The 24,506-nt window shown below is 35.1% G+C and carries 26 protein-coding genes and 1 other RNA gene; 2 read left to right on the forward strand and 25 right to left on the reverse strand.

All coding sequences use genetic code 11. The features are described from left to right. Nucleotides 1–9 precede the first annotated feature (9 nt). The 11 genes from G532_RS0102255 to G532_RS0102305 all read right to left on the reverse strand — a co-directional run bounded on the left by G532_RS0102255 (nucleotide 10) and on the right by G532_RS0102305 (nucleotide 7,242). Nucleotides 10–519 carry an isoprenylcysteine carboxyl methyltransferase family protein gene (locus G532_RS0102255; RefSeq protein ID WP_027963336.1) on the reverse strand — a complete coding sequence of 170 codons (510 nt, stop codon included), beginning with the start codon at nucleotides 517–519 and terminating at the stop codon, nucleotides 10–12. After that, complete coding sequence (locus tag G532_RS0102260) at nucleotides 516–1,574, reverse strand: type III polyketide synthase (RefSeq protein ID WP_027963337.1); 1,059 nt, start codon at nucleotides 1,572–1,574, stop codon at nucleotides 516–518. Before G532_RS0102260 ends, G532_RS0102255 begins: the two co-directional genes overlap by 4 nt. A 67-nt stretch (nucleotides 1,575–1,641) precedes the next feature. Continuing rightward, nucleotides 1,642–2,421 carry an SDR family NAD(P)-dependent oxidoreductase gene (locus G532_RS0102265; protein ID WP_035512364.1) on the reverse strand — a complete coding sequence of 260 codons (780 nt, stop codon included), beginning with the start codon at nucleotides 2,419–2,421 and terminating at the stop codon, nucleotides 1,642–1,644. A gap of 105 nt (nucleotides 2,422–2,526) precedes the next feature. Beyond that, nucleotides 2,527–3,660, reverse strand: coding sequence for a THUMP domain-containing class I SAM-dependent RNA methyltransferase (locus G532_RS0102270; protein WP_027963339.1), 1,134 nt, complete (start codon nucleotides 3,658–3,660; stop codon nucleotides 2,527–2,529). A gap of 98 nt (nucleotides 3,661–3,758) precedes the next feature. After that, nucleotides 3,759–4,135, reverse strand: an RNA gene (gene rnpB / locus G532_RS15770) — RNase P RNA component class B. Nucleotides 4,136–4,221: 86 nt separating this feature from the next. After that, entirely contained in the window at nucleotides 4,222–4,527 is a 306-nt protein-coding gene (gpsB, locus tag G532_RS0102280; RefSeq protein WP_027963340.1) for a cell division regulator GpsB, read from the reverse strand. Nucleotides 4,528–4,558: 31 nt separating this feature from the next. After that, nucleotides 4,559–5,107: an SLOG family protein gene (locus tag G532_RS0102285; protein WP_035512366.1), complete on the reverse strand. Its 549-nt coding sequence runs from the start codon at nucleotides 5,105–5,107 to the stop codon at nucleotides 4,559–4,561. An 86-nt stretch (nucleotides 5,108–5,193) separates the two neighbouring features. After that, complete coding sequence (locus tag G532_RS0102290; RefSeq protein WP_027963342.1) at nucleotides 5,194–5,604, reverse strand: cytidine deaminase; 411 nt, start codon at nucleotides 5,602–5,604, stop codon at nucleotides 5,194–5,196. A 68-nt stretch (nucleotides 5,605–5,672) separates the two neighbouring features. Continuing rightward, on the reverse strand, nucleotides 5,673–6,020 hold the full coding sequence (locus tag G532_RS0102295) for a DUF1798 family protein (protein ID WP_027963343.1): 348 nt from the start codon (nucleotides 6,018–6,020) through the stop codon (nucleotides 5,673–5,675). 30 nt (nucleotides 6,021–6,050) lie between these two features. Beyond that, on the reverse strand, nucleotides 6,051–6,194 hold the full coding sequence (locus G532_RS15960) for a hypothetical protein (protein ID WP_156882511.1): 144 nt from the start codon (nucleotides 6,192–6,194) through the stop codon (nucleotides 6,051–6,053). Nucleotides 6,195–6,306: 112 nt separating this feature from the next. Further along, nucleotides 6,307–7,242: a DUF2515 family protein gene (locus G532_RS0102305; protein ID WP_035512367.1), complete on the reverse strand. Its 936-nt coding sequence runs from the start codon at nucleotides 7,240–7,242 to the stop codon at nucleotides 6,307–6,309. Nucleotides 7,243–7,334: 92 nt separating this feature from the next. Between G532_RS0102305 and recU the strand changes: the two genes are divergently transcribed. Both recU and G532_RS14590 read left to right on the forward strand, forming a co-directional pair. Then, nucleotides 7,335–7,955, forward strand: coding sequence for a Holliday junction resolvase RecU (gene recU, locus G532_RS0102310; protein WP_027963345.1), 621 nt, complete (start codon nucleotides 7,335–7,337; stop codon nucleotides 7,953–7,955). Continuing rightward, nucleotides 7,952–10,564: a PBP1A family penicillin-binding protein gene (locus G532_RS14590; protein WP_035512368.1), complete on the forward strand. Its 2,613-nt coding sequence runs from the start codon at nucleotides 7,952–7,954 to the stop codon at nucleotides 10,562–10,564. The genes recU and G532_RS14590 overlap by 4 nt, the downstream gene beginning before the upstream one ends. Nucleotides 10,565–10,626: 62 nt before the next feature. Here G532_RS14590 and nth read toward each other — a convergent pair whose 3' ends face one another. The 14 genes from nth to mgsA all read right to left on the reverse strand — a co-directional run bounded on the left by nth (nucleotide 10,627) and on the right by mgsA (nucleotide 24,502). Beyond that, a complete protein-coding gene (nth, locus tag G532_RS0102320; protein ID WP_027963346.1) occupies nucleotides 10,627–11,274 on the reverse strand; it encodes an endonuclease III in 648 nt (215 codons plus the stop codon). A gap of 15 nt (nucleotides 11,275–11,289) precedes the next feature. Next, the gene (locus tag G532_RS0102325) at nucleotides 11,290–11,961 is read right to left on the reverse strand and encodes a DnaD domain-containing protein (protein ID WP_027963347.1); all 672 of its coding nucleotides are present in this window, start codon (nucleotides 11,959–11,961) and stop codon (nucleotides 11,290–11,292) included. An 81-nt stretch (nucleotides 11,962–12,042) separates the two neighbouring features. Further along, nucleotides 12,043–13,335, reverse strand: coding sequence for an asparagine--tRNA ligase (gene asnS, locus G532_RS0102330; RefSeq protein WP_027963348.1), 1,293 nt, complete (start codon nucleotides 13,333–13,335; stop codon nucleotides 12,043–12,045). Nucleotides 13,336–13,350: 15 nt separating this feature from the next. Continuing rightward, the gene (locus tag G532_RS0102335; protein WP_027963349.1) at nucleotides 13,351–14,535 is read right to left on the reverse strand and encodes a pyridoxal phosphate-dependent aminotransferase; all 1,185 of its coding nucleotides are present in this window, start codon (nucleotides 14,533–14,535) and stop codon (nucleotides 13,351–13,353) included. 18 nt (nucleotides 14,536–14,553) lie between these two features. Continuing rightward, nucleotides 14,554–15,075 (reverse strand): cell wall elongation regulator TseB-like domain-containing protein, encoded by a 522-nt coding sequence (locus G532_RS0102340; RefSeq protein ID WP_027963350.1) that lies wholly within the window; start codon nucleotides 15,073–15,075, stop codon nucleotides 14,554–14,556. A 97-nt stretch (nucleotides 15,076–15,172) separates the two neighbouring features. Continuing rightward, entirely contained in the window at nucleotides 15,173–15,928 is a 756-nt protein-coding gene (locus G532_RS0102345; RefSeq protein ID WP_027963351.1) for a hypothetical protein, read from the reverse strand. 54 nt (nucleotides 15,929–15,982) lie between these two features. Continuing rightward, nucleotides 15,983–18,652 (reverse strand): helicase C-terminal domain-containing protein, encoded by a 2,670-nt coding sequence (locus G532_RS15565; RefSeq protein WP_051189017.1) that lies wholly within the window; start codon nucleotides 18,650–18,652, stop codon nucleotides 15,983–15,985. A 35-nt stretch (nucleotides 18,653–18,687) separates the two neighbouring features. Next, nucleotides 18,688–19,071: an aspartate 1-decarboxylase gene (panD, locus tag G532_RS0102355; RefSeq protein ID WP_027963352.1), complete on the reverse strand. Its 384-nt coding sequence runs from the start codon at nucleotides 19,069–19,071 to the stop codon at nucleotides 18,688–18,690. 3 nt (nucleotides 19,072–19,074) lie between these two features. Next, a complete protein-coding gene (gene panC, locus G532_RS0102360) occupies nucleotides 19,075–19,950 on the reverse strand; it encodes a pantoate--beta-alanine ligase (protein WP_027963353.1) in 876 nt (291 codons plus the stop codon). Continuing rightward, nucleotides 19,937–20,782, reverse strand: coding sequence for a 3-methyl-2-oxobutanoate hydroxymethyltransferase (panB, locus tag G532_RS0102365; protein WP_027963354.1), 846 nt, complete (start codon nucleotides 20,780–20,782; stop codon nucleotides 19,937–19,939). The genes panC and panB overlap by 14 nt, the downstream gene beginning before the upstream one ends. A gap of 15 nt (nucleotides 20,783–20,797) precedes the next feature. Continuing rightward, nucleotides 20,798–21,769, reverse strand: a complete 972-nt coding sequence (locus G532_RS0102370) for a biotin--[acetyl-CoA-carboxylase] ligase (RefSeq protein WP_027963355.1) — start codon at nucleotides 21,767–21,769, stop codon at nucleotides 20,798–20,800. Next, on the reverse strand, nucleotides 21,742–22,947 hold the full coding sequence (locus G532_RS0102375; protein ID WP_027963356.1) for a CCA tRNA nucleotidyltransferase: 1,206 nt from the start codon (nucleotides 22,945–22,947) through the stop codon (nucleotides 21,742–21,744). Before G532_RS0102375 ends, G532_RS0102370 begins: the two co-directional genes overlap by 28 nt. A gap of 15 nt (nucleotides 22,948–22,962) precedes the next feature. Beyond that, nucleotides 22,963–24,141: an N-acetyl-alpha-D-glucosaminyl L-malate synthase BshA gene (gene bshA, locus G532_RS0102380; RefSeq protein WP_245570102.1), complete on the reverse strand. Its 1,179-nt coding sequence runs from the start codon at nucleotides 24,139–24,141 to the stop codon at nucleotides 22,963–22,965. Further along, on the reverse strand, nucleotides 24,083–24,502 hold the full coding sequence (gene mgsA / locus G532_RS0102385; RefSeq protein ID WP_027963358.1) for a methylglyoxal synthase: 420 nt from the start codon (nucleotides 24,500–24,502) through the stop codon (nucleotides 24,083–24,085). The genes bshA and mgsA overlap by 59 nt, the downstream gene beginning before the upstream one ends. Nucleotides 24,503–24,506: the final 4 nt, after the last annotated feature.

Here is a 24,506-nt window from a genome sequence, read left to right on the forward strand (position 1 = left end):
TCTCCCCTTTTATGGATCTTTTAATGCTTTAAGTGCATGGTTCTCCATAGGTATTCTTTTGGTTAGAAGTATTAAGTGTAGTAACGAAAATAAAATAGCAGTGTAGTAGGCATGAAATAATAGTGGAATAACTATCAATTCTGCTAATACGATCCAATAGTTTGGATGACTAATCCATTTGTAAATACCGCTTTTTACTCTTGTTTCATTTGGGTTCACAATAATTTTTGTATTCCAAGCTCTTCCTAATGAACCTATTACCCAAAGCCTCAGAAGTTGTAAAATGAGAAATAGGATAAAATAAATGAGAAACACATCAGATTCTAAACGATGGAAATAAAAGCTTTCGAAGAGGATAAAAAATAAAAAGCCTACGTGTACAATGATAAACCATTTATAATATGGGTCATGTACTTTAATACCGCCGTGAGCTAACTGATATTTTTCATTACTTTTGGCAAGCTTCAATTCAATTAATCGTTGAATGACTAAATAGATCCAAATAAATATATAAATCATTCGATTTCCTGCTTTAACAAAAGTATTTCAGAGGAAAACCCTGGACCTAAAGCTGTAATTATGTGGTTGGCATTTTGTTTAGTTGTTTTTTCTATAAATTCTCTTAAAACAAACAAAACAGTTGATGAAGACATATTACCATAATTTTTTAATACATTACGCGAATACTGTATTTTAGTATTATCATTTATAATTGATTGAATTTCATCTAATATTTTTCTTCCTCCTGGATGTGCAATAAAGGTGTGGATCTCCTCTAATTCAATGCCGTGTTTGGAGAAAAATTCTAATAGATGACTATACCAAAATGATGGAATAAGTTTAGGGATTTTAACATCAAATACAACATGAAATCCGTTGTCTTTCACTTCCCAACCCATGACATCTAATGAATCTTCTTTTATTAAACTAGTTGAATCAATTATACAAAAGGAAGATTTCACAGCAAGTGGATGCTCACAACCTAAAAGAAGTACTGCTGCTGCTCCATCTGCAAAGATAGAAGCTCCTACGATATCTTTAATCTTCAAATTCTCCTTATGAAATGCGACTGAAGACAATTCTATAGTTGTAAGTAAAACACACTTGTCTGGAAATGCTTTTAAGTACTGATAAGATCTTGATAAGCCAATAGCTCCTCCAGCACACCCTAATCCAAATAAAGGTATGCGGTCAACATTATTCCGTAATGGTATTTTATTTATTAAAATTGCATCAAGTGTTGGAGTTAATATTCCAGTACTTGAAACAGATACTATACAATCAACTTGATCATAAGTTAGAGGAGATCCTTTGAAACAATCGATTATTGATTTTGTGACTAACTCTATAGCTTTTACTTTATATATATCATTTCTAGCTTGCAAGTTATTGTCTTGCTTTAACCAATCTGTAGAAACCGCAAAATATCGCTGAGTGATTGCAGGATCATCAAAAACAGATAAGTACTTATTTTGCTTTTTATTTCTAACATATGGTTTAATAAATTGTTTAACCTCTGTTTGGTTAAGACAATTTTCAGGTACTGATGTTCCGATTGAAGAAATATATGCCATGATTCCACCCTCTTATTGTTGTGTAAATAGGGTGCCACAAAGCTTGTGGATTTACTCTTATAAAAATCTAGAATCCGTAAATAGTCATGCCTCCATCTACCATCAATGTTTGCCCAGAAACATAGTTACTAGCGTCTGATGCTAAAAATACAGCAGGACCAGCTATTTCGTTAAGTTCTCCCACTCGACCAAGTGGTGTGCGATCTTCGATTTCTTTGACATATCCCTCATTTTGGAGCAACTTTTCTGTTAGTGCAGTTGGGAAATACCAAGGACCAATTGCATTTACACAAATTCCGTATTTTCCCCACTCTATGGCTAAAGTTTTTGTCATTTGTATCAAAGCCGCTTTTGTCATACCGTACACAACGCCTGTCCTTAAGCCGGTTTGTCCAGCTACAGAAGATATAGAAATAATTTTTCCAGGCTGATTTGAATTTTTTAGTTGTTTTGCAACATACTGACTTAGGAAGAATGCACTTTTCATATTCGTATCTATAATTTGAGACCATTCTTCTTCTGATACATTCAGAGCTTCTGATCGAATATTCATTCCTGCATTATTGACTAAAACGTTAATAGTTGTTTCTGGTAATTGATGATTGATTTGATCAATAATATTTTTATGGTTATTGACCGATTCATTTATAATCGACACCTCAGATCCAAAATCAGCTTCTAACTGAGATTTTAAGCTGTTTAAATCATCCTCTGAGCGAGCGACTAAAATTAAATTCGCACCAGCTTCTGCATAAGCAATACTAATTGCTCGACCTATTCCTTTAGTCGCTCCTGTAATTAAAGCTGTTTTTCCATCAAGTTTGAATGAAGGTAAATAAGTTTCCATGATCATCCTCCTTTATTTTTTGTGAAAAAAGACTATTCATTTAAATCATGAATAGTCTCTACATTAATAAAAGTTATATGGTGCATTGATTTGGTAAATAAATTGCTACAGCTTTTTCCCGAAGAATTGATAATAGTCTGTTCGAATAAAGCCGTTAAATAATTTTCTTTTTTTCGAAGCTTTTCTTCCATATAGTTTCTCAAAATCTGGGTGAGCAGTCATAATATAAACGCTCCAATGTGGATTCTCTTTCATAATGGATCCAAGGGCTCTATACGTGTCCTCCACTTCATCCTCATCGCTTAACCGTTCCCCATAAGGCGGGTTACCGACTAAATAGCCTAAATCAGATTTAGGGTTCAAATCTTCTACTTGCATTTGCTTCCAATCAATTAAATCTGCTAAGCCTGCTTCCATCGCATTATCTTTTGAAATTTCAATAGCTTGATGGCTAATATCACTGCCCATTATACTTAAAGGCTGGTCATAGTTTGCAAGGTCTTCTGCTTCTTCTAAAGCTCTCTCCCAAATTTTTGGAGAAATTTCTACCCAGTCCTCAGCAGCAAATTCGCGGTTGAATCCTGGTGCAATGTTTTGGCCAATAAGGGCTGCCTCAATGGGAATAGTGCCAGAACCACAGAAAGGATCTACGAATGGGTGATCCGGATTCCAGTTAGTTAGTTTTATTAAAGAGGCTGCAAGAGTTTCTTTTAAAGGTGCCTCTACTTGTGAAACACGATACCCTCGTTTGTGTAAGCCGGTTCCTGAAGTATCCATTGTAATCGTAACAGTGTCCTTTAAGATAGCCACTTCTACTTTATAACGCACACCCGTTTCTTCTAATCGAGTATGGAGGGCATATTTTTCTTGTAATCTTGTTACTATCGCCTTTTTCACGATCGATTGGCAATCTGGTACAGAATATAGTTGTGATTTATGTGATTTTCCAGTTACATGAATAAAAGCATCTTCCGGAATCCATTCTTCCCAAGGAATTTGCTTCGTTTGTTCGAATAACTCATCAAAACTCATTGCTTGAAATACATCCATTTGAAGTTTGACTCGATCGGCAGTTCTTAACCATAGATTGGTTCTAGCGATCCCTTGTAAATCAGAAGTGAAAATGACCTTTCCATTTTCCGTCTGAACATCATGATAACCTAATGCTTTAACCTCATCCCTTACTAAGGACTCTAACCCCATTGCTGAAGTGGCTATTAGTGTAACTTCCTTTGACAATCTAGTCACCCTTCCTATCAATCAACTAACTGTATTATTAAATTAACTATAAGATTATTATGTAAAGTAAAGCATAAGTAAGAAGTAACCATTAAATGCTTGATAAGCCATGTTCTGTTCCTTTGTACTGCAAACGGTGGTCAGCCTCGTACGCCGGTTGTAATCATCTATCTACAAGTTTCCTTGTCTTATTGCTAGGTTGAATTCCCTGCAATAAGTGCCCCTACCATAGTTTGGGTTTCTCACTCGTGGGGTTTACCGCGTTCCACCTCGATTGTTTCCAACCGAATTCGTCTCTGTGGCACTTTAAAGGGCTTCATCCTATCAAAAGACTTAGATGTCTACCCTGCCGTAAACGTAAAAACGTTCCCTTGACTTATCTTTTCGTCAAGCACGAACACTACAAGCATCTCAGCTTGTGTGAGCATGGACTTTCCTCTCAAAGTATTTAACCTTTGAGCGACTACATTAGCATTTAATTTTCTTCAAACTTATGCTCAGAATAAATAGTTTAACATATTAGTTATGAATTGCGAAATCCAATAATTGCTGAGTTAAAAATTAATACTCTTTTCTACCAAAGACTACTTTCTCAAGGTTGGATAAACGCTGTAAAACATCAGCGTTCACAGTACTTCTAGAAGGACTTGGCTGTTGCTGAGGTTGTGGTTGTGGAGCAGCACCACTAGTCGCATTTTTCAGCCTTTCTAATTCTTCCCTTAAACGTTTATTTTCAGCTTCAAAAGTATCATAATCTTTAATCACGGTATCTAGAAATTCATCTACCTCATCTTGATTATAACCTCGCATCGTTGTTTTAAACTCTTTGTCTAAAATTTCTTGACTATTTAACTGTACGTTAGCCATGTAAAATTCCTCCCAATATTTGTTCTTAGGATTAAAACTCTTCCATTTCTCTTGCTGTATCTTCTAAATCAAAAGAATTGATGATTATTAAATCGTATGCATGTATTAGTTGGTATTGTAACACTAAGTCATAAAAAAATTTAGGGGAACCACCAAATTCTTCTTCATATACTATTAAACAACCTTCTGTCTTCTCAATCATCCACTGGTTTTTTTGCTGATATTGCTTAGAGCTTTCATAATCTTTGTCGCTGAGTGGCTTTGAGAAGTCTGCTTTTTCTAGCATATTACGATATACGCTTTGCTTATCATCTTTCCAAATTTTTTCCTGGTTCTTAAACGGAGGAATTATTGCGACTTTTATGGAATAATCATTTTTTAAATCCATTACGACTTGAAAAGCCCATGTTTCGATTCCTGGTTGGCCAGAAATTACTACCCATTCTAATCCTTCTTCAATTAAAGAAACCAGTCTTTTATATATAGCACGTTGTATTACTTTTATTTTTTCATCTTGTTCACTAAAAATACCCAACTCATGTGGTTTATATCCAGTAATTGTTATAGATTTTATTGTCATATTTACAGTATAGCAAAAAAGAGCCAGTTTGAACTAGCTCTTTGGTTAAAATTAAAGCAGGTGAACCATAATTTTACATTTATAAATTACTTTGTTTGTCCAGAGGAAAGATCTTCAGGTGTAAAAGAAAACGGTAATAACTCTTGAACAGTTACTTCTTTAACCTCTAAATCTTTACTTGTTATATAGACTTTCATTTCTGGTGAAAAGAATTCAGACATTACTTGTCTACAAGCACCACATGGAGGTACTGGGCGATCTGTATTTGCAATAACAGCCAATGCTTTAAAGTTCCTCTCCCCTTCTGAAACTGCCTTAAAGATAGCAGTTCTCTCTGCGCAACAAGTAACAGGATAAGCGGCATTTTCGATGTTACAACCTTGATATACTTTTCCTTCATCGGTAATTAAAGCAGCACCTACAGGAAATTTAGAATATGGGACATAGGCATGATCAAGCATTTGTTTTGCGGATTCAATCAATTGTTCTTTGTGCATCATACACACTCCTCATGAAGTAATCTTAAGTAGTACTATTATAGTTGATATTTTCAGATTTTTAAATATTATTGTTCATCATTTAATACAATATCTAAGTTATACATTACAGAATGATACAACTCCATGAAACGTTTCTTTTTCACATCATGAAAGAAACTATGCAAAATCATAATTTCTAAATTATCCTTTGTATTCTGTATCTGGTTAGGAAAGATTGGTAAACGGTGCACAATGGCTTGAGCATCTTCTTCCCATTTTTCAATCGCTTCGAACATTGGCTTTGTTTCCTCTTTTACGAGATTGAAATCATCATAGTCTTTCCTAACATGCTTGCGTCCCTCCATGTACTGGTACAAACAATCCTCTAGAATAGTATGCCTTAAGTACTTTGAGAGCTCAATAAATGGATCCATGTTAACACCTCTTTCATTATCCCTACTTTATCATGAAAGAGCTTCACATACTATGATCGAATCCTCCGAAACTGTAAGGGCATCTTCAAGCGCCGTTAACTCTTCTTCCACTTCCTGAAGCAATTTTATGACATCTTCTTTCTTATACCACTTGTTCGTTTTCACATTTTCCATCCAATCACTCCAATCATTACTTAGTTATATAATTAGAGCTTTAGAAAACTATTTCCTTCCCCAAAACAATAATGGTTATGGTTAGACAATAATAGAACTAATTCATCAATATTCACTTTCTTTTAAAAGAACTCCACTCATGAAACAATCGACGCTTTAAATGATAAGAATCATTAATAGGTTTCATTCTCTTTTGTTTTAATGGCTCTTCAAACCAACGATCCTTCAATTTTGTATAGGAAAACCAATCCAAATTAGAGTTATGAATAACATGTTGTCTCAACTTTATTGCAGAGGGATTCTTGTCTATTTTTAATTTCATGACATTGTTTTTACATAAGTACTCATTCCTATCTCCAAGGATCGGAGTATCTATTGAAAAGGCAATAAATAAAGGGTATAAATGAGGCTGAAACAGTAAATGAGCAATATCCTTACCAAAACCGATTCGTTTGTCTACATTCTCAAACGAAGGTACATAAGCTCCATATAAATCTCCGTTCTTTGTAGGCAAGAGCACAGCATTTAAGTGGAAGATCCTTTGAAGGTTATATGCAAGTTTGTTAAAAACAGCTTTTTGAAAAAAATGATTTTGTATTAACGGGTGTTCAATCAATTGTTGCTCATTTATTATTTGGGCATAAAGAATGCGGTTTTGATCACCATTTTTAAAGAATCTTTTCCATTCCTCTTGCATGAAGATAGAAATATTAAATTCCTTCAACATATCAATATGAAGAATTTGATCTTTCTTTGATTGTTCATATATTAATAGTTGCGGAAATGCATCTTTAAAAATGTACCAATTGGCTGTTTCGTACACTAAGTATAGTCGTGCACGTTGTTCACTTGAAAGAATCGTTGTAAAATCAGGGTTAATTAGATCACTCATATTCCACCCAGCGTTTCTGGAAACACAACTTGCTAGGAAGGCCCATTTAATTTCGGGATGTTTTAAATAGAAATCTAAGTACGCTTTAGTTCTCGATTGATTCGTTTCATTATGTTTCTTTGTTACGCTAAGCATTTGATTTATACTTAAAGTCATAGTCCACACATCCTAACTTGTTGTTATTCACAGTATCTCCAAATATTTTCTAATTAAAATTTGTTATAATAGGAATGTTAGGAGGATTTTAATTGAAATATCCCAAAGGTAGTAAGAAAATTGCGAATACATCTGTAGATACATCAAAGCCAAAAAAACACACTACGATTGACGCACACGCTAACCGAGGAATGACCCTCGAAAAAGAGATTGTGGAAACGAATCAATATTACTTAGACTCGGATCGTGCTGTTATACACAAAAAGCCTACACCTGTACAAGTGGTACAAGTGGATTACCCTAAAAGAAGTGCAGCAGTAATTAAGGAAGCATACTACCAGCGCCCCTCTACTACTGACTTTAATGGTCTATACAAAGGAAAACATATTGATTTTGAAGCTAAAGAGACAAATAAAAATGTTCTTCCTTTTCAAAATATACACGTACACCAAGTCGAACATATGAAAAAAATAGAAAATCATGGAGGCATTAGTTTCTTTATTATTCGTTTTAAAAAGAAAAACGAAACTTATTTCCTTCGATTACGTCCATTTTTGTACGTATGGGAAGAAAAATACTTAGGAGATCGAAAGTCCATACCTTATGAATTTATAGTCGAACATGGGATTGTTATACCTTTTCGGTTACAAGCTAAAGTAGATTATTTATCGATAATAGATCAGGTGTGTGAATTGGAGGAGAAGAAATCATGACGGAAGAAAAAAGTCGCCAAGCCAGAAAAAAGAATAAAAAGAATAAAAAGAAGATAAACTGGAAAAAAGTATTCTTATCTTTATTAATTATTGCTATTGTAGGATTCATTGCCGTAGCAGGTATGCTATATTCTTATATTAAAGACGCACCAGATATTAGTGCAGATCAACTACAAAACCCTGTTCCTACTACTTTGTTAGATCGAAATGGTGATCATTTAGCTGACATAGGTGGTGAAAATCGGTCAGAGATTGAATTTGATGAAATCTCACAAATACTTGAAGATGCTGTGTTAGCAACAGAGGATGTTAGATTCTATGAACATAGTGGTATTGATTTACGACGAATCGGTGGAGCAGTAGTAGCAAATATCACAGATGGATTCGGTTCACAAGGAGCCAGTACAATTACCCAACAAGTAGTTAAAAATGCCTTCTTATCTACCGACAAACAAATGGAGCGAAAAGTTCAAGAACAATATATGGCTTTTCAACTAGAGCGTCAATATTCTAAAGAACAAATTTTAACGATGTACTTAAACACAATTTATTACGCAAATGGTTTATATGGAGTACAACGAGCTTCAGAGGTTTATTTCGGTAAGGATAACTTAGAAGATCTAACGTTAGCAGAAGCAGCTTTATTGGCTGGTATTCCACAAAGACCGAGTGCACATGATCCAATTAATAACCCTGAGTACGCTGAAAATCGAAGAAACACGGTATTAGATTTAATGGTCCATCATGAAAAAATCACACAACAAGAAGCGGATGAAGCAAAAGAAATACCTGTTCCTGATATGATTCAAGGTGATTTTTCTTCTGAAGTTCCATATGGATCATTTATAGATAGAGTGGAAAGAGAAGCTGAAGATTTAATTGATGATGATGACATGGATGTATTTTCTCTCGGTTTAACCATTCATACGACATTGGATCCAAGTGCACAAGAAGAGGTAGAACGATTACTAAGTTCTGAAAGCCCTATTAATTATCCTGACGATGAATTAGAAGCAGGGGTTGTAGCAGTCGACACTTCAACTGGCGAAATATTAGCAATCGGCGGTGGCAGAAATAAAATTGAAGGGGTCGGAACTGGCTTTAATTACGCGTTAAACCGCACCGGGCGTCAACCTGGCTCAACAATAAAGCCAATCTTAGACTATGGTCCAGCTATTGAACAAAACGAATGGTCAACTTACCACCAAATTCATGATGAGCCATATGAATATGCAGATGGCGTTCAACTTTCTAACGCGGGTCGTGGATTCTTTGGTTGGGTTTCCATGCGAGAAGCATTGGCCTTATCTTTAAACGTTCCAGCAGTAAAGACCTTCCAAGAATTAGATAAAAACCATGCGAGTGATTTCACAAGAGATCTTGGTATCTCTCTTGATGGTACAGCAGGAGACTCTTATTCTATTGGTGGAGGCGAAATGAGCACCAATCCACTTGAAATGGCGGGTGCATATGCTGCTTTTGGTAATGAAGGTGTATATAACGAACCGCATGCTATACGCCAAATAGAATTTAGAGATGGGTCTACTATGGAAGTAGATATTGAATCAGACCCTGTTATGAATGATTACACAGCTTATATGATTACTGATATGCTAAAAGATGCTGCAACTGCAGAAGGAACGGGAAGAAACATTAATGTAGGTAACCTTCCTGTTGCAGGTAAAACAGGTACCTCAAACAGGGATGACGATACTCCTGACTCCTGGTTTGTAGGTTATACAACGAACTTCACAGTATCTATTTGGACTGGGTATCCTCAAAACGAAAATATAACGGACACTCAAGTACCTCAGCATATTTTTAATGGTGTAATGAATCATTTATCTGAAGGTGTAGAGACATCTGATTTCACTCGACCTGATTCTGTTGTGGAAGTCGAAGTGGAAGACGGTACCAATCCTGCACAATTACCAAGTGAATATACCCCAAGCGATCAAAGAGTCACGGAATTATTTGTTCGCGGGACAGAGCCGACGGAAGAATCGGAAGAATTTGATGTTATTGATCCTGCTACTTCACTAAACTTAGAGTTAGATGAAGAAGAACAGACGATTGACGTCAATTGGGATCACCCAGGTAGTGATGATGAGGATACATCCATTGCATTTGAACTTATGGTTACGGATTCGGGAGGCAATGAACAATCCTTACAGTCCTCTACTGACACTTCCTATACTTTCACAAATGTGGAATTAGGTGAAACTTACACGTTTGAAGTTGTTGCTTTTGATGAAGATAATAGCGAGAATCGAAGTGAACCTATATCTAATTCCATAGAAGTTCCTGAAGAAGACTCTTCTTTCTGGGATGAATTCTTCGGTCGTGATGAAGAAGATGACGAAGACGAAGAGGAAGAAGAAGAGTCTGAAGAGGATTCTGAAGAGGAACAAGAAGAATCTGAGGAAGACGGCAATGAAGAAGAAGATGAAGGTAACGGAAACAACGAAGATAATGAAGGTAACAACGGTAACAATGAAGATGAAGATTCGAGCGAAGAAGAAAATGATGAGAATCAAGAAGACGAAAACGATTCTGAACCGGAAGAAGACGAAGATAACGAAGAAGATTCTGACGATAGTGAATCATAAAATTTCACTTAAAAAGGCTGATGGGGTTGATCCCATCAGCCTTTTTTATAACTAAATATCATTTAAAGTTTCTTTATTCTTTTTTGCCCTTCTCTACATAAATCTAATAAAGGACACGCTGGGCAATTTGGAGTTTTTGCCTTACAATGATATCTTCCAAAGAAAATCATCCTATGGTGTGTATCACTCCATGAATCTTCAGGTAATTTACGCATTAGTGTCTTTTCTACTTCAAGAACGGAATCTTTCCATTTACAAAGTCCAAGTCGCTTGGAAACACGTTCTACATGAGTATCAACAGCAATAGCTGGCATTCCATAAGCTACCGACATTACTACATTCGCTGTTTTTCTCCCTACCCCAGCTAAGTTAATTAAATCCTCATAATCATTTGGTACCTGTGAATTGTGTTTCATGATTAAATCATGGCTTAACTTTTTAATGTTTTTAGCTTTATTGCGGTACAAACCAATTCTTCTAATATCATCTTGGAGTTGTTCTAATGAAACTTCATGATAATCTTCAGGAGTTTTGTATTTATTAAATAAATCTGGAGTAACTTTATTAACTAAAGCATCGGTTGCTTGAGCAGATAATACAACAGCAATAAGTAACTCAAATGCATTGTCATGCGTTAATTCACACTCGGCATCTGGATACATCTCTTCTAGAGTATCTAAAACAGTCCTTATTTGTGTTTTGTTTAACATTCTTTCCCCTCCTGACTATTCTTCCAACCAATTATAATAGACAGACTTATCTCTTTTTTTACTTTCTTCTGCTTGTTTTGTTTGTTCATTCGTGCGTTGGTCTTTTGCCTCTTTCACTTGGTTTATACTTCTAATTCCTTTCTTCTTCCACTCGTTCAAAATACGATCAATATACTTAAAGTTAAGTTTTCCTAATAAAACAGCTTCTCTTAGAGCAGCTTTAACTAAGGCTGGTTTAAATTGATCCTCATCCAACCAATAACTAATCATTTCTATTTCGATTGGGGATAAAGCACGTGCAAACTCTTGCTCAAATAATTGAAACAGCTTCCCCTCTTCTTTCTTCTCATCCATCACTTCATTTTCATATAAAGCATGGAACAATAAGTCAAAAGCGTACCATTCTTGCTGGTGATGGTTTGAATCTTCAAATTGTTTAATTTCCAAGTACTTTTTATTTTTTAGTTGCTTTAAAACATTAGCTACTTCATTTGCGTTAATGGACATGCTTTCAGCGATCACTTCAAAAGAAGGTAGCAAATCTCCTTTTGATTGAATGGATAAGATCCGTAAAATTACTAATACATCTACTTCTCCTAGATCGAGTTTTGTATACTCGTTAATCAACCTCTGTGGAACACTTACTTGTTCATTTAAAAATTTCTGATATGAAAATGGTAGTTCCATATAAATCACTTCCCTGACAACTCAATTTTATGTAAAAGAAGGGTGACTGCACAGTTATTGGTGAGTCACCCTTCCTCCCTTTTATGGATATAATCTATTTAACAATCTTGGGAACGGAATTGATTCACGAATATGCTCAATCCCAGCGATCCAAGCTACTGTACGTTCTAATCCTAAGCCAAACCCTGAGTGTGGGACACTTCCGTACTCTCTTAATTGCAGATACCACTGATAGGCAGGTCCTTCTAGGTCGTGTTCTTTATAGCGTTGTTTCATTAACTCTAAATCATCAATACGTTCAGACCCTCCGATAATCTCACCATATCCTTCAGGGGCAATTAAGTCTGCACATAAAGCAACATTAGGATTTTCGGGATCTGGCTTCATATAGAAAGCCTTTATTTCTAGTGGGAAATGAGTGATGAACACTGGCTGGTCATAACTTTCTGCGATCGCAGTTTCATGCGGAGCACCAAAATCATCCCCCCATTTAATATCATCAAAGCCTTCATTATTCAAAAATTCAATTGCTTCGTCATATGTGATTCTCGGAAAAGGAGCTTTAATCTTTTCTAACTGAGAAAGGTCTCTCTCTAATGTATCTAGTTCTATTTTACAATTCTTAAGTACAGATTGAACAATATAGGCAACATAATTCTCCTGTAATTCTAAACTATCATTATGATCCATGAATGCCATTTCAGGTTCAATCATCCAAAATTCAATCAAATGTCGACGAGTCTTAGATTTTTCAGCACGGAAGGTTGGTCCAAATGAAAATACTCGTCCTAAAGCCATAGCAGCAGCTTCCATATATAGCTGGCCACTCTGTGATAGGTAGGCATCTTCTTCAAAGTATTTGGTATGGAAAAGTTCTGTCGTCCCTTCCGCAGATGAGCCAGTCAATATTGGTGGATCTACTTTAACAAATCCCTCTTTATTGTAGAATTCATACGTAGAACGAATAATTTCATTACGGATTTTCATAATAGCGTGTTGTTTTTTCGAACGTAACCATAAATGTCTATGATCCATCAAAAATTCAGTACCATGTTCTTTTGGTGTAATTGGATAATCTGTAGCTTCTTGAATAATTTTTACTTCTGTAACTTGTAGTTCATAACCTAAAGGGCTTCTAGTATCTTCAACAACAGTACCAGTTACATAAACAGATGTTTCTTGGGTTAGTTTTTTGACATCTTCAAATGAGTCTTCCCCAACTGCAGATCTCACCACGACACCCTGAATAAATCCAGTTCCATCTCGGAGTTGTAAGAATGCAATTTTCCCACTAGAACGCTTGTTGTGAATCCAGGCTCCGATTGTTACAGTATCATTTACATGTTCATTTACTTTTGAAATTGTTGTTTTCATGAAGTAGTGCCTCCTCTATTTCGAATGTTTCTCTACAAATCTTTTAATTCTTTTCGCTGCTTCTTCTAAATTATCCAAAGATGTTGCATAAGAAAGTCTAATATTATCTTCGGAACCAAATCCTGAACCAGGGACGACTGCAACTTTTTCTTCTTCTAATAATTGTTTTACCCATTCGTCTACACTGTCAAATGAAGAATGGTTCACTACATTTTTAAAATTAGGAAACAAATAAAACGCTCCGTCTGGTTTTACACAACTAACATTAGGAATAGAAGTGATCCAGTTATATAACTTATTCAGCCGTTCTTCAAAGGCAAGCTTCATTTGTTCTATTTCATTTTCATCATGTGAATACGCTGCAATTGCAGCATATTGAGCAATTGAAGTAGGATTGGATGTTGCATGAGAAGCTAAATTTGTCATTGCCTTTATAATATTTTCATTTCCTGCTGCATACCCTATTCTCCAGCCTGTCATTGCATGGGATTTACTCACGCCATTAATAATAATTGTAATATCCTTTAAATCATCCGAAATGGTGGCAATAGATTGATGCGACTGCTGACCATAAATCAACTTTTCATAAATTTCATCTGAAACAATAAAGATATTATTTTTCAACGCCACTTCTCCAAGTGCTTGAAGCTCTTCTTTCGTGTATAACACCCCTGTTGGATTGCTCGGGGAGTTTATAATAACTGCCTTTGTATATGAAGTAATAGAATCCTCAAGTTGTTCTGGTGTGATTTTGAAGCTATTTTCTTCAGAAGCTTTAACATACACTGGTTGACCTTCTGCAAGTTTAATTTGTTCAGGATAACTCACCCAATAAGGAACAGGGACAATGACTTCATCCCCTCTATTTAAAAGAACTTGAAACAACGTATATAGAGCGTGTTTTGCTCCAGTTGTTACAATAATTTCGCTGTTAGTATAAGATAAGTTTTGATCTCTTTCGAACTTCCCTCGAATCGCATTCTTCAATGGAACTAGTCCTCCGGAGGGGGTGTATTTCGTTTGTCCATGGTCCATTGCTTCTTTTGCGGCATCTAGAATATAAGAAGGAGTGTTAAAATCTGGTTCTCCAGCTCCTAGTCCGATTACATCGTGCCCTTCATCTTTTAAAGCCTTGGCCTTTGATGTAATCGCTAAAGTACTTGATGGTGTCAGTGATTGTACTCGATCTGCTAATTCCATTGTTACCACTCCTTGAACTTATTTTCTAAAAGATATTGAATCGTATAGTTCTCCGTTTGAAAAGCGATACGTTTGAAAGAAATAACGATCATTATTTGTATACGTTAATTCCCAAATTACCTGCTCATTTAATTTTCCTGGTGTGAGCGTTAATAATGTACAATTATCGCAATCACCCTCCCAATTGGAATAAACCTCTTCTTTAGAGACTCCTTCCTCTTGAGAAATCCAATCTAGTTGATTTGGTTCCAATTCCTGGTCCTCTTCCACCGGAACAAATACATACAATAACGTTTCCCCTTCATAACCTTCTACTACTGTATATGAGTTTGAACCATTAAAGATATACGTTTCTTCCACCGTATCAATTGGACTATGTTCTAGCGCAAAATTAGCATGTTCCATTTCTCTATCTTGTTTTTCTGCATGAATGTCATAATAGATATACGAAAATAAAACAATGATCATTGCACCTATTACACCTGCAATAAACAACGTGATTAGAGTCCATTTTCGTAGGTCAATATTTCTTAAATTCAATGTATTCATCCTTTTGAAAAGCATGGCATCTTATCATTTTCACTATTACATTATAACAAGTTTTGAGTAAAAGTTTAGCAATTCAACAAAATTAAATTTACTTTTCTTGAAAAATCGTTTCTGAAATCAGTTTTTCAAGGTACAGTTCATAACTGTTTCTTGATATAGCTAAGTGTATCCCTAGCTTCTCTTTAATAAAGTACCCTTCAATCCAAGACTCCATTAACATTTGATGGATGACTTTGTTGCGTTTGGGATCCTCTGCTACATATACTAAAGCAATTTCTGGATTCAGCTGATGAAAAAAATGTTCTCTTAAATCATAATCATGTATATAGGATGGAATATAAATAATATCTGTTGCTTCTTTCATATTATTTGGTAAAGATTCATACCAATAAAGTTTCATTTCATTTAAATAAAACATATAATTTCCGGTTTCATTTTCATTTTCTAGAACCATCAACTCAAAGTGGTCTGTGATTGAAACTTTTTGGTTGGCATCTATTTGGTTTAAGTTCACATTGGAATTAAGTAATTTACAGCTTTCGGATTGAAATGCTGGAATGTAAATTTGTTTTATATCATATTTTTCAATTGTATTTAGTAAGTATTCACATGAAAGGTCATTTACATTTAATAAAATCAATTCATTATTATACATTTTCTGCTGTCTCATATAATGTTCCAGTTTGGACTCTTGTTCTGGTTTAGGAAGATTAACTAAAATCCTAAGATCATCTTCATGAAAGACAGCTGTATCCTTTTCACCATAGGCATTAAAAATCCACTCTTGATCCATTGGAATAGAGTGAGCGAATAGTATTGAAACAATCATAAGCAGCGTCAACATAGTTGCATTCCCCTTCCTAATTACTTCATTTAGGTTGCGGAAATCTCTATAGAACTATGTAAGCCATTTTTTTGCATGTGTTAGTAATTCGTCTGTATCTTCATATGAAACAGGTGCTTCAGGCAATGCTTTAATAAATATTTTTCCATAGTATTTTTCCATGATTCTTTGGTCAAAAATGATAAATAGACCTTGGTCTTTCTCCGAACGAATAATTCTTCCAAACGCTTGTTTGAAACGATTTATTGCTAATGGTAAAGCTAAATCTTTAAAAACATTTTGATTATTTTGTTCCAAATATTTTCGTTGTGACTGAATATATGGATGATTCGGTGCTTCAAATGGTAAACGAACTACACATACTACCTTTTTATGATCTCCACGTAAGTCTAGACCTTCCCAGAAAGAATTTGTCCCTAACAAGATGACATGGTCATTGTTCTCATAAAATTTCTTAAGTTTTTCTCTACTTCCCGTAGTAATACCTTGAGCAACAATTAGCGAATTTTCTAAAGCCTTAAAACGCTTTAATTGCTGATAACACTGCTTCAGCATGTCATAAGAAGTAAATAGAATCATCATTTTAGGATGAACTTGTGTAGCAAACTGGTGAATAAAACTGGATACGTGAGAAGTGAAAACATTAAGATCGTTATTAACTATATCAGGCAAATCACTTGGGATCATTATTCTAGTCTGTTGTTCATAGTTATATGGAGATGGAATTGCGAGCGCTTTTGTATCTAAAGGCAATCCTACTTTTTCCATAAAAGGTTCAAAGGAATTATTTACTTTTAATGATGCACTTAAGTAAATAAAAGAATTCGATTTCGGGTATAGTTGTTCTTGAATGAACTTTGTACCGTTCAATGGTTCCATATGAATAATAGCAGCATTCTTAGCGCCATATTGATCAATCTCCACCCAGCGGATTTTTTCATCGTCTAAGATAAAAAATGAGGTGAATATATCTTTCGTCTGTTTTAATCTTTTTATCACAAACTGTATTACCATTTCTTCGTAATCACTGCGTGAACTTCTATTTAATAATCTTTTAACTACTTCATCTATAGTTAATAGCAGTTCATTAAGACGTTCTTTTATTTCACCTGCAACCATTAAATTTAAATAGGTTTCATCTAGTAGAAGCTGGACTTTACCTAAATCAGAATAGTGGTCTTCATCACCATGTAAAAATAACACTGCTTGGTGAATGGATCGAAAAAACTCATCTGCGTTGATTTTTGCTTGTTCATACAGAGTAGAGTCTATATATTTTGATATATCTTGCAATAAATGTACGATAGAAACATAACTTATATATTGTGCATTTTGCTTTCTAACCACTTGTTCAAACTGATGGGCTTCGTCAATAACAACCTGTTCATAAGTAGGAATACGTTTACCTTCGTACAATTGATTTCCAACTAAAAAGGCATGATTAACCACTATAATATTTGCTTTTTCTGCCTTATGAAAAGCGTGCAAATAGTAAGAACCATCTTCCTCTAAATCATCAAATGCCTCACAACTTACATACTTCATCACACTTTCATTGCGAGACGGAATTTGTAGCTCATCAAAGTCCCCGGCAATAGTTTCAGTAAGCCATACAATCAAAATTGATAATGTAAGTGTTACGTCGTAATTTTTTATTTGTTGGTATTGATTCAATAATCTTCTAAGACGTTTCATGTGAACATAATGTTTGGGACTCTTCAAAATTGCAATAGAAGTAGTCGCTGGTAAATCACTTTGCAATTTCAACCAGTCAGTAGATAATACTTGAGATTGTAATTGAAGTGTATGTGTACTAATGACTACTTTGGAGTCAGATGATAGTGAGTGCTTTAAACTGGGTATCAAATATGAAAGTGTTTTACCAAGTCCAGGACCTGCTTCGACAACTAAATTTGCATTATTACTGAAAGCTTGGTCGATTGCATGAATTAATTCCACTTGACCACTTCGAAACGGTTGATCACCTAAGCTATTCTTTTTCATGACTTCATTTAACACTGTTACGTTTTCAGATGGGTCTACTTTATGATCATTCTCAGGCATATTTAAATAAGCTAGTCCGTGTTTTATTATGTAAGAATCGTTACTAGGATCTTGTCTTTTCTTCTCCACATAATTAGAAAAAATGAACTCCATATCACTGTTGTAATCAGCTACAAGAGGTTCTAAAGCGGTTAGTGTTTCAAATGGTAACATCTCTATACGCTTAAAAACTTCTTCTAACAATAATGCAGTAACGAAAGCATCCGATAAAGCACGATGCGGAGAAAAATGTTCAATATTCAAATAAGCCGTTATATCTTCCAATTTATAGCTGTCAGCCGTTGGGAAGAAGATTCGACTTAATTCCACTGTATCAATTAATGGACATTCTAAGCTAAGGTAGCCTAATTTGTGTAATGAGTGATTTAAAAATTCATAATCAAATTGTACATGGTGGGCAACAAAATAATGATGTTCAATTAAAGAAAGGATATCAGGGATAATCTCTTCTAATCTTGGGGCGTCTTTTACATCTTCATTCGTAATTCCAGTCAATTTAGTTATAAATGAGGGGATTGGCTTAGATGGCTTAACCTTAGAAGAATATTCATTAACAATTTTCTTGCCTTCCATTACCACAATGCCGACCTCTATTATTTCAGCATCTTTTTTCACTGCGTTTCCAGTTGTTTCTAGATCAACTACTACAAAACGTTCCAAACCACCCCTCCGTTCTATATACCTTTTTGAATCTTCTACATAATTGTAAAAGGGGTTTCTTCTACAATTAACTCTTTTATCGTATTATTCTCACCCATAATTGCGATCTTTGGTTGATGAGAAACGATCTCTTCTTGCATTAGCTGGGCATACGATACAATGATAACTATATCATCTTTTTGAACTTTTCTTGCAGCTGCACCATTTAAACATACTACCCCAGAATGACGTTCACCAGCAATTACATAGGTCTCTAATCGCTCTCCGTTGTTATTATTAACAATCTGAACTTTTTCATGAGGTAATATGCCCACTTCATCCAGAATGTGGGCATCTATCGTCACACTTCCAACGTAATTTAAGTTAGCTTCTGTAACCGTTGCCCGGTGTATTTTTGCATTCATCATTGTACGAAACATGTATTAATTCCGCTCCTTATATATGAAGTCTCCATTAGAATTCAAAATGAAATTATCGATTAAGCGCGCCTTTTTATATTTTACAGCGACCGCTATTATTATAGCATGATTTTCGGTAATTTCATTAGATAAAGTAGGGTAGGATAGACAATCCACATAATCAATCTGCCCCGTTACATGTTTATTTAAATAATCATTTACCGAGCGGATGATTTCATTTCTTTTGAGTCCATGTTCAATCAAACATTTCCTTCCAACATATAAAGCCTTAATTAAGTGAGAAGCCTCTTCTCTTTCTAATGGCTCAAGGTTTACATTACGACTACTTTTAGCTAATCCGTCCTTTTCTCGTACGGTTGGAACAGGAATAATTTGTATATTGAAATTCAAATCTTCAACTAATGCTTTCACAACAGCCACTTGCTGAGCATCCTTGAGACCAAAATAAGCATGCGTTGGAGAAACAATATGAAAAAGTTTACTTAGTACAAGTAAAACACCTTCAAAATGCCCCGGTCTTGTTTTACCACATAATACATTTCCCCTGGATGAAAGAGATAAATCAATGGTTAAGGATGTAGGGTACATCTCTTTAGAATCTGGATAAAAAATATAATCTACATCATACTGCTTTAGCAATTCTTGATCGCGGGTTATATCCCTCGGGTAGCCATCTAAATCACTCTGTTGGTTAAATTGCTTGGGATTAACAAATATGCTTACAACCGTAATATCATTGTTTTTATTCGATTCCTCAATCAACTTTAAGTGACCCTCATGTAAATAGCCCATTGTAGGTACAAAACCTACAGACTTTCCTTCTTGCTGATAGGAATACTTTTCATTATTCATTTGGTCAATTGTTTCAATTATGTTCATTTTTCCCTCCATACAACCGATCAATAACCGCATCATCTATTTTAAATGTATGTTCATCTGCGGGGAATTTTTGGGCTTTCACTTCATTTATATACTGCTCGAGAGCTTCCAATTGTTTTTTATTTGTATCCATATATGGTTTAACAAATTTAGCTAACCGATCTACCCCATAAGTTAATAGGTCATGGTAAACAAGTACTTGGCCATCACATCCATTGCCAGCTCCTATTCCTATTGTTGGAATGGTTAATTCATTGGAAATATAAGCAGCTAATTTAGCTGGGATACATTCTAATACTAAGGCAACCACCCCTGCTGCTTCCAGTTCTTTAGCGTCTTTAATCAATTGTTGAGCTTGTTCCTCTGATTTACCTTGCACTTTGTAGCCACCCAACACATTGAAACTTTGTGGAGTTAAACCAATATGACCCACTACCGGAATTCCACTCGTAAGAAAACGTTTAACAGTAGGGATTATTTCAGATCCTCCTTCGAGTTTTAAAGCTTGAGGCTCTATTGCTTGAAAAATCTTCTTCGCATTGTTAAGAGCTTCTTCTTCACTAACTTGATAAGACATAAAAGGCATATCAACTACAAGGTAAGTATTTGGAGCTCCCCTTTTTACTGCCTTCCCGTGGTGGATCATGTCTTCAACAGTTACTTTAATAGTTGAATCATACCCTAAAACAACCATACCTAAAGAATCGCCAACTAATAAAAAGTCAACTCCTGCTTGCTCAGAAAGCTTTGCTGAAGGGTAATCATAAGCAGTTACCATCGCAAGCTTTTCATTATTTTCTTTTGCCTTAAGTAAATTTGTATGTGATAACATCGACCATCCAACTTTCTACCATAGGATTTCTGCAGAATACAGAGTGTGCTCCGTTCCCTGTTCATCTTTCACCCGTAGTGCACCATCATTTTGAATCGATAACAATTTAGCTTCCCAAAGTTCATTTGTCTTTATTGTAATCCATTCATCCATTTTATAGGCATAGTTTTCCCAAATTAATTTTATTGGACCAAAGCCTTTTTCTAGAAACAGTTCATACATTTGCTCAAATTCCTTGGAAATCGTTTGAAAAATATGATTCAAATTAACTTGTTCGCCAGTAACTTGATAAATAGAAGTCGCTTTCTCTTGCACGGAAGGATGAAAATCATTTATACCTTGGTTCCCATTTAAACCAATTCCTAAAATTATGTAATCGACTAAATGTTGTTCTGCTTGCATCTCGGTCAATATACCAGCGAGTTTTAAATCACCTACAAAAATGTCATTTGGCCATTTAATTTTGACATCAACCTCATGTTTGACCAATGCTCTTGCAATTGCTACGGCAGCGACTAAGGTGATTTGTGTTGCATTTTTCGGTTCCAAAGAAGATGGTCTTAAGATCGTACTAAACCATAATCCTAATCCAAATGTTGAATCCCAATATCTTTTCAATCGACCTCTACCCATTGTTTGTTCGTTAGCAATCACAACGGTTCCGTGGCTCGCGCCTTCCCTCGCCAATTCATGAGCAATAGTTTGAGTCGACCCTACTGTCGGTTTATAGTTTATTAAATTACCAAACCAATTTGTGTCTAATCCCCACCTCAGCGCTTGTTCAGATATGGTGTTTGGCACTTTTATGATTCTGTATCCCTTATTTGTAACTGCTTCCATTTCATAACCGACATTCTTTAGCTCGTTCATGTGCTTCCAAATGGCCGAGCGAGAAATATTTAATCTATTAGATAGCTCTTGACCGGAAATGTAGTCTTCTTTATTTGAAAATAAAAGTTCTATGAGTTGTTTTCTTTTGTCTTCCATTTGCTCACCATTTCCTTTAGTTCTTCCTCTGTATTATTAATTTCACGCGCTATTACTAGACTTTCTAGTTTTAATAAGTAATTTTGTATCCAGCTTCCTTTCTTTACCTGGGGGAAAAGCTGAACAATGTCACTTCCATTAATCTTTAAATCTGATCTACTTTTAATTGGTAACTGATGATAAATTTGAAGCACTTCGTCATTAGATAATTTAATACCTTTTGCATGTAAAAGTTCAACAAATGAATGAATGAAACGGAACTCGAGTAAATATACATTGTACAGACTTAATCCATGTTTAATATATCGATTATAACTAGTAACTAAATGTGCGGCGTCTCTTCTAGTTTGATTAGACAATCGGTACGTTTTAACCCAATCATTAACAGAGTAATTCTCATTTAATAAATGTAAGTAGGCAACAATCACAGCTTCTGTGGATAAACTCTGATGCAAATTAGATGCCAAGTTATGAATGATGCGCTCATCTGACTTAAAGATTGGTAGTACTGTAAATAAGGATGTATCCTTAATTAATTGGATTGCAATATTAACAGCTTGTCCTCTAAACATTTTTAACAATTCTTGTTGAATTCTTTCCATTGCAATATGTTTTAAAATAGCACGGTTATCTAGAATGGCTTTCTGCAGCAATGGCTCAACACTAAAATGGAGTTGGCTGACAAACCTTACAGCTCTAAGTATACGAAGTCCATCCTCCTGAAAACGCTCATTAGGGTTACCAACTGTACGAATAAGTTTAGCTTTTAAATCTAATTGGCCTTGAAACGGATCAATAAGTTCCCCGTCTAGTGACATAGCTATAGCATTAATAGTAAAATCCCTTCGACTCAAATCTTCGACGAGATTATTTACAAAATCAACTTTACCGGGTCTCCGGTAGTCTACATAAGAAGATTCGGAACGATAAGTAGTTACCTCATACTCTTTTCCTTCATGAATCACTAAGATAGTTCCATGTTTAATACCTGTTGGAATAGTTTTACTAAAAATTCTCATTACTTCTTCGGGACTCGCGTTAGTAGCAAGATCAATATCCCCTATGGGTAGATTTAACAAGTAATCACGAACCGCTCCGCCAACAAAATAAGCTTCATACCCTTGTTTGTTTAATTCAGTAATAATATAAGAAGCATGTTTAAAAGGTGCTTGTAACATAAGAGCCCGCCTTAATTATTCTTTATGAATCAGATGTTCATAAAGGTCTTCATATTGTTTTATAACACAATGGGTTTGGAAATATTTTTTAACGTGTTCCTTCGCATGAATGGAAAAGTGTTGCCACATATCTTGATCCTTTAAAAGTCCAAGTGCATGTTCTGCAACAGCTATTGCATCTCCCAGTGGTACAATAAATCCGTTTTTCCCATGGACAATTACTTCAGGGATTCCACCTATATTTGTTCCTATACATGGAACACCTTGGCTCATTGCTTCTAACAAGACTAAACCAAAACTTTCTTTTTCAGAAAGCAACAATTTCAAGTCACTAATATACAATAAATCTTTAATATTATCTTGTCTTCCCATAAATATAACTTGATCTTCTATTTCGTGATCTTTAACAGCTTTTCTGATTTTGCTATATTCTGGACCATCTCCAACTAGCAATAATTTAGCTTTTATTTCATCTTGAATTAATTTAAAAGAATGAACTACCTCTTCTACTCGTTTTACTTTTCTAAAATTAGAAATATGAATAATTACTTTTTCTTCTTCACCAATATTCAAATCACTTTTTAAGCTTTGGCGATCATCTATTTTTCTTGCTTCTAAATCAATGAAATTGTGAACGACATCAATGTGCTTTTCTGTATCGAATACATCCATCGTTTGTTCTTTTAAACTTTGTGATACTGCTGTTACTCCATCAGATGCTTCAATAGCGTAACGAATCATATTCTGTAAACTATCATCAATTGCTAACACAGTAATATCTGTACCGTGTAAAGTAGTAACTATTTTCACATCTCTTTTAGCCATTTGTTTGGCAAAAATAGAGCAAATAGCATGTGGTACAGCATAATGAGCGTGAATGATATCAAGTTCTTCTCTGTCTATAACTTCAGCAATTTTATTTGCTAACGATAGGTCATAGGGTGGATTTTTAAACACAGGATAATTCGCAACTTCTACCTCATGAAAGTAGATATTAGGATAAAGCCTTTTTAATCGGAAAGGCATTGTTGTGGATATAAAGTGTACTTCATAACCTTTTTCTGCTAATGCTATTCCCAACTCAGTAGCCACAACCCCTGACCCACCGATCGTTGGATAACATACAATACCAATTTTATTTTTCATCGTACAATGTAGCTGACTGTTTAAGCATGCGCCAATCCAACCAACCATTCTCCATTCCTCGGACGATTATTTCTGCTGAGGCTTCATTTGTTGCAACAGGGATTTTGTAAACATCACAAAGTCTTAGCAAAGCTGTAACATCTGGTTCATGAGGTTGTGCTGTTAATGGATCTCTGAAGAAGATAATTAAATCCAGATCATCGTTTGCTATTTTAGCACCAATTTGTTGGTCCCCACCTAATGGACCAGATTGAAAGCGATGGATTTCAAGACCGACTTCCTCTGCGATTCGTTTACCTGTTGTTCCAGTTGCAAAAAGATCATGATCCTTAAAAATCGGCTTATAAGCAGTTACAAAGTTAAGTAAATTCTGCTTTTTATTATCATGTGCAATTAACGCAATTTTCATATCC

This window comes from Halalkalibacillus halophilus DSM 18494 (assembly GCF_000423105.1).
In the GTDB taxonomy this organism is placed as follows: domain Bacteria; phylum Bacillota; class Bacilli; order Bacillales; family Alkalibacillaceae; genus Halalkalibacillus; species Halalkalibacillus halophilus.

Excerpts from the sequence above, each read along its gene's own strand:
- bshA (WP_245570102.1), bottom strand. The coding sequence starts at position 24,141 with ATGGTTGGTTGGATTGGCGCATGCTTAAACAGTCAGCTACATTGTACG.
- G532_RS0102285 (WP_035512366.1), bottom strand. The coding sequence starts at position 5,107 with ATGACAATAAAATCTATAACAATTACTGGATATAAACCACATGAGTTG.
- G532_RS0102260 (WP_027963337.1), bottom strand. The coding sequence starts at position 1,574 with ATGGCATATATTTCTTCAATCGGAACATCAGTACCTGAAAATTGTCTT.
- G532_RS0102335 (WP_027963349.1), bottom strand. The coding sequence starts at position 14,535 with ATGGAATTAGCAGATCGAGTACAATCACTGACACCATCAAGTACTTTA.
- G532_RS15960 (WP_156882511.1), bottom strand. The coding sequence starts at position 6,194 with ATGGAAAATGTGAAAACGAACAAGTGGTATAAGAAAGAAGATGTCATA.
- G532_RS0102265 (WP_035512364.1), bottom strand. The coding sequence starts at position 2,421 with ATGGAAACTTATTTACCTTCATTCAAACTTGATGGAAAAACAGCTTTA.
- G532_RS0102375 (WP_027963356.1), bottom strand. The coding sequence starts at position 22,947 with ATGTTACAAGCACCTTTTAAACATGCTTCTTATATTATTACTGAATTA.
- panD (WP_027963352.1), bottom strand. The coding sequence starts at position 19,071 with ATGTTTCGTACAATGATGAATGCAAAAATACACCGGGCAACGGTTACA.
- G532_RS0102295 (WP_027963343.1), bottom strand. The coding sequence starts at position 6,020 with ATGGATCCATTTATTGAGCTCTCAAAGTACTTAAGGCATACTATTCTA.
- G532_RS0102325 (WP_027963347.1), bottom strand. The coding sequence starts at position 11,961 with ATGGAACTACCATTTTCATATCAGAAATTTTTAAATGAACAAGTAAGT.
- gpsB (WP_027963340.1), bottom strand. The coding sequence starts at position 4,527 with ATGGCTAACGTACAGTTAAATAGTCAAGAAATTTTAGACAAAGAGTTT.
- G532_RS14590 (WP_035512368.1), top strand. The coding sequence starts at position 7,952 with ATGACGGAAGAAAAAAGTCGCCAAGCCAGAAAAAAGAATAAAAAGAAT.
- mgsA (WP_027963358.1), bottom strand. The coding sequence starts at position 24,502 with ATGAAAATTGCGTTAATTGCACATGATAATAAAAAGCAGAATTTACTT.
- G532_RS0102255 (WP_027963336.1), bottom strand. The coding sequence starts at position 519 with ATGATTTATATATTTATTTGGATCTATTTAGTCATTCAACGATTAATT.
- panB (WP_027963354.1), bottom strand. The coding sequence starts at position 20,782 with ATGTTATCACATACAAATTTACTTAAGGCAAAAGAAAATAATGAAAAG.
- panC (WP_027963353.1), bottom strand. The coding sequence starts at position 19,950 with ATGAACATAATTGAAACAATTGACCAAATGAATAATGAAAAGTATTCC.
- G532_RS0102305 (WP_035512367.1), bottom strand. The coding sequence starts at position 7,242 with ATGACTTTAAGTATAAATCAAATGCTTAGCGTAACAAAGAAACATAAT.
- nth (WP_027963346.1), bottom strand. The coding sequence starts at position 11,274 with ATGTTAAACAAAACACAAATAAGGACTGTTTTAGATACTCTAGAAGAG.
- asnS (WP_027963348.1), bottom strand. The coding sequence starts at position 13,335 with ATGAAAACAACAATTTCAAAAGTAAATGAACATGTAAATGATACTGTA.
- G532_RS0102345 (WP_027963351.1), bottom strand. The coding sequence starts at position 15,928 with ATGTTGACGCTGCTTATGATTGTTTCAATACTATTCGCTCACTCTATT.
- G532_RS0102370 (WP_027963355.1), bottom strand. The coding sequence starts at position 21,769 with ATGGAAGACAAAAGAAAACAACTCATAGAACTTTTATTTTCAAATAAA.
- G532_RS0102290 (WP_027963342.1), bottom strand. The coding sequence starts at position 5,604 with ATGCACAAAGAACAATTGATTGAATCCGCAAAACAAATGCTTGATCAT.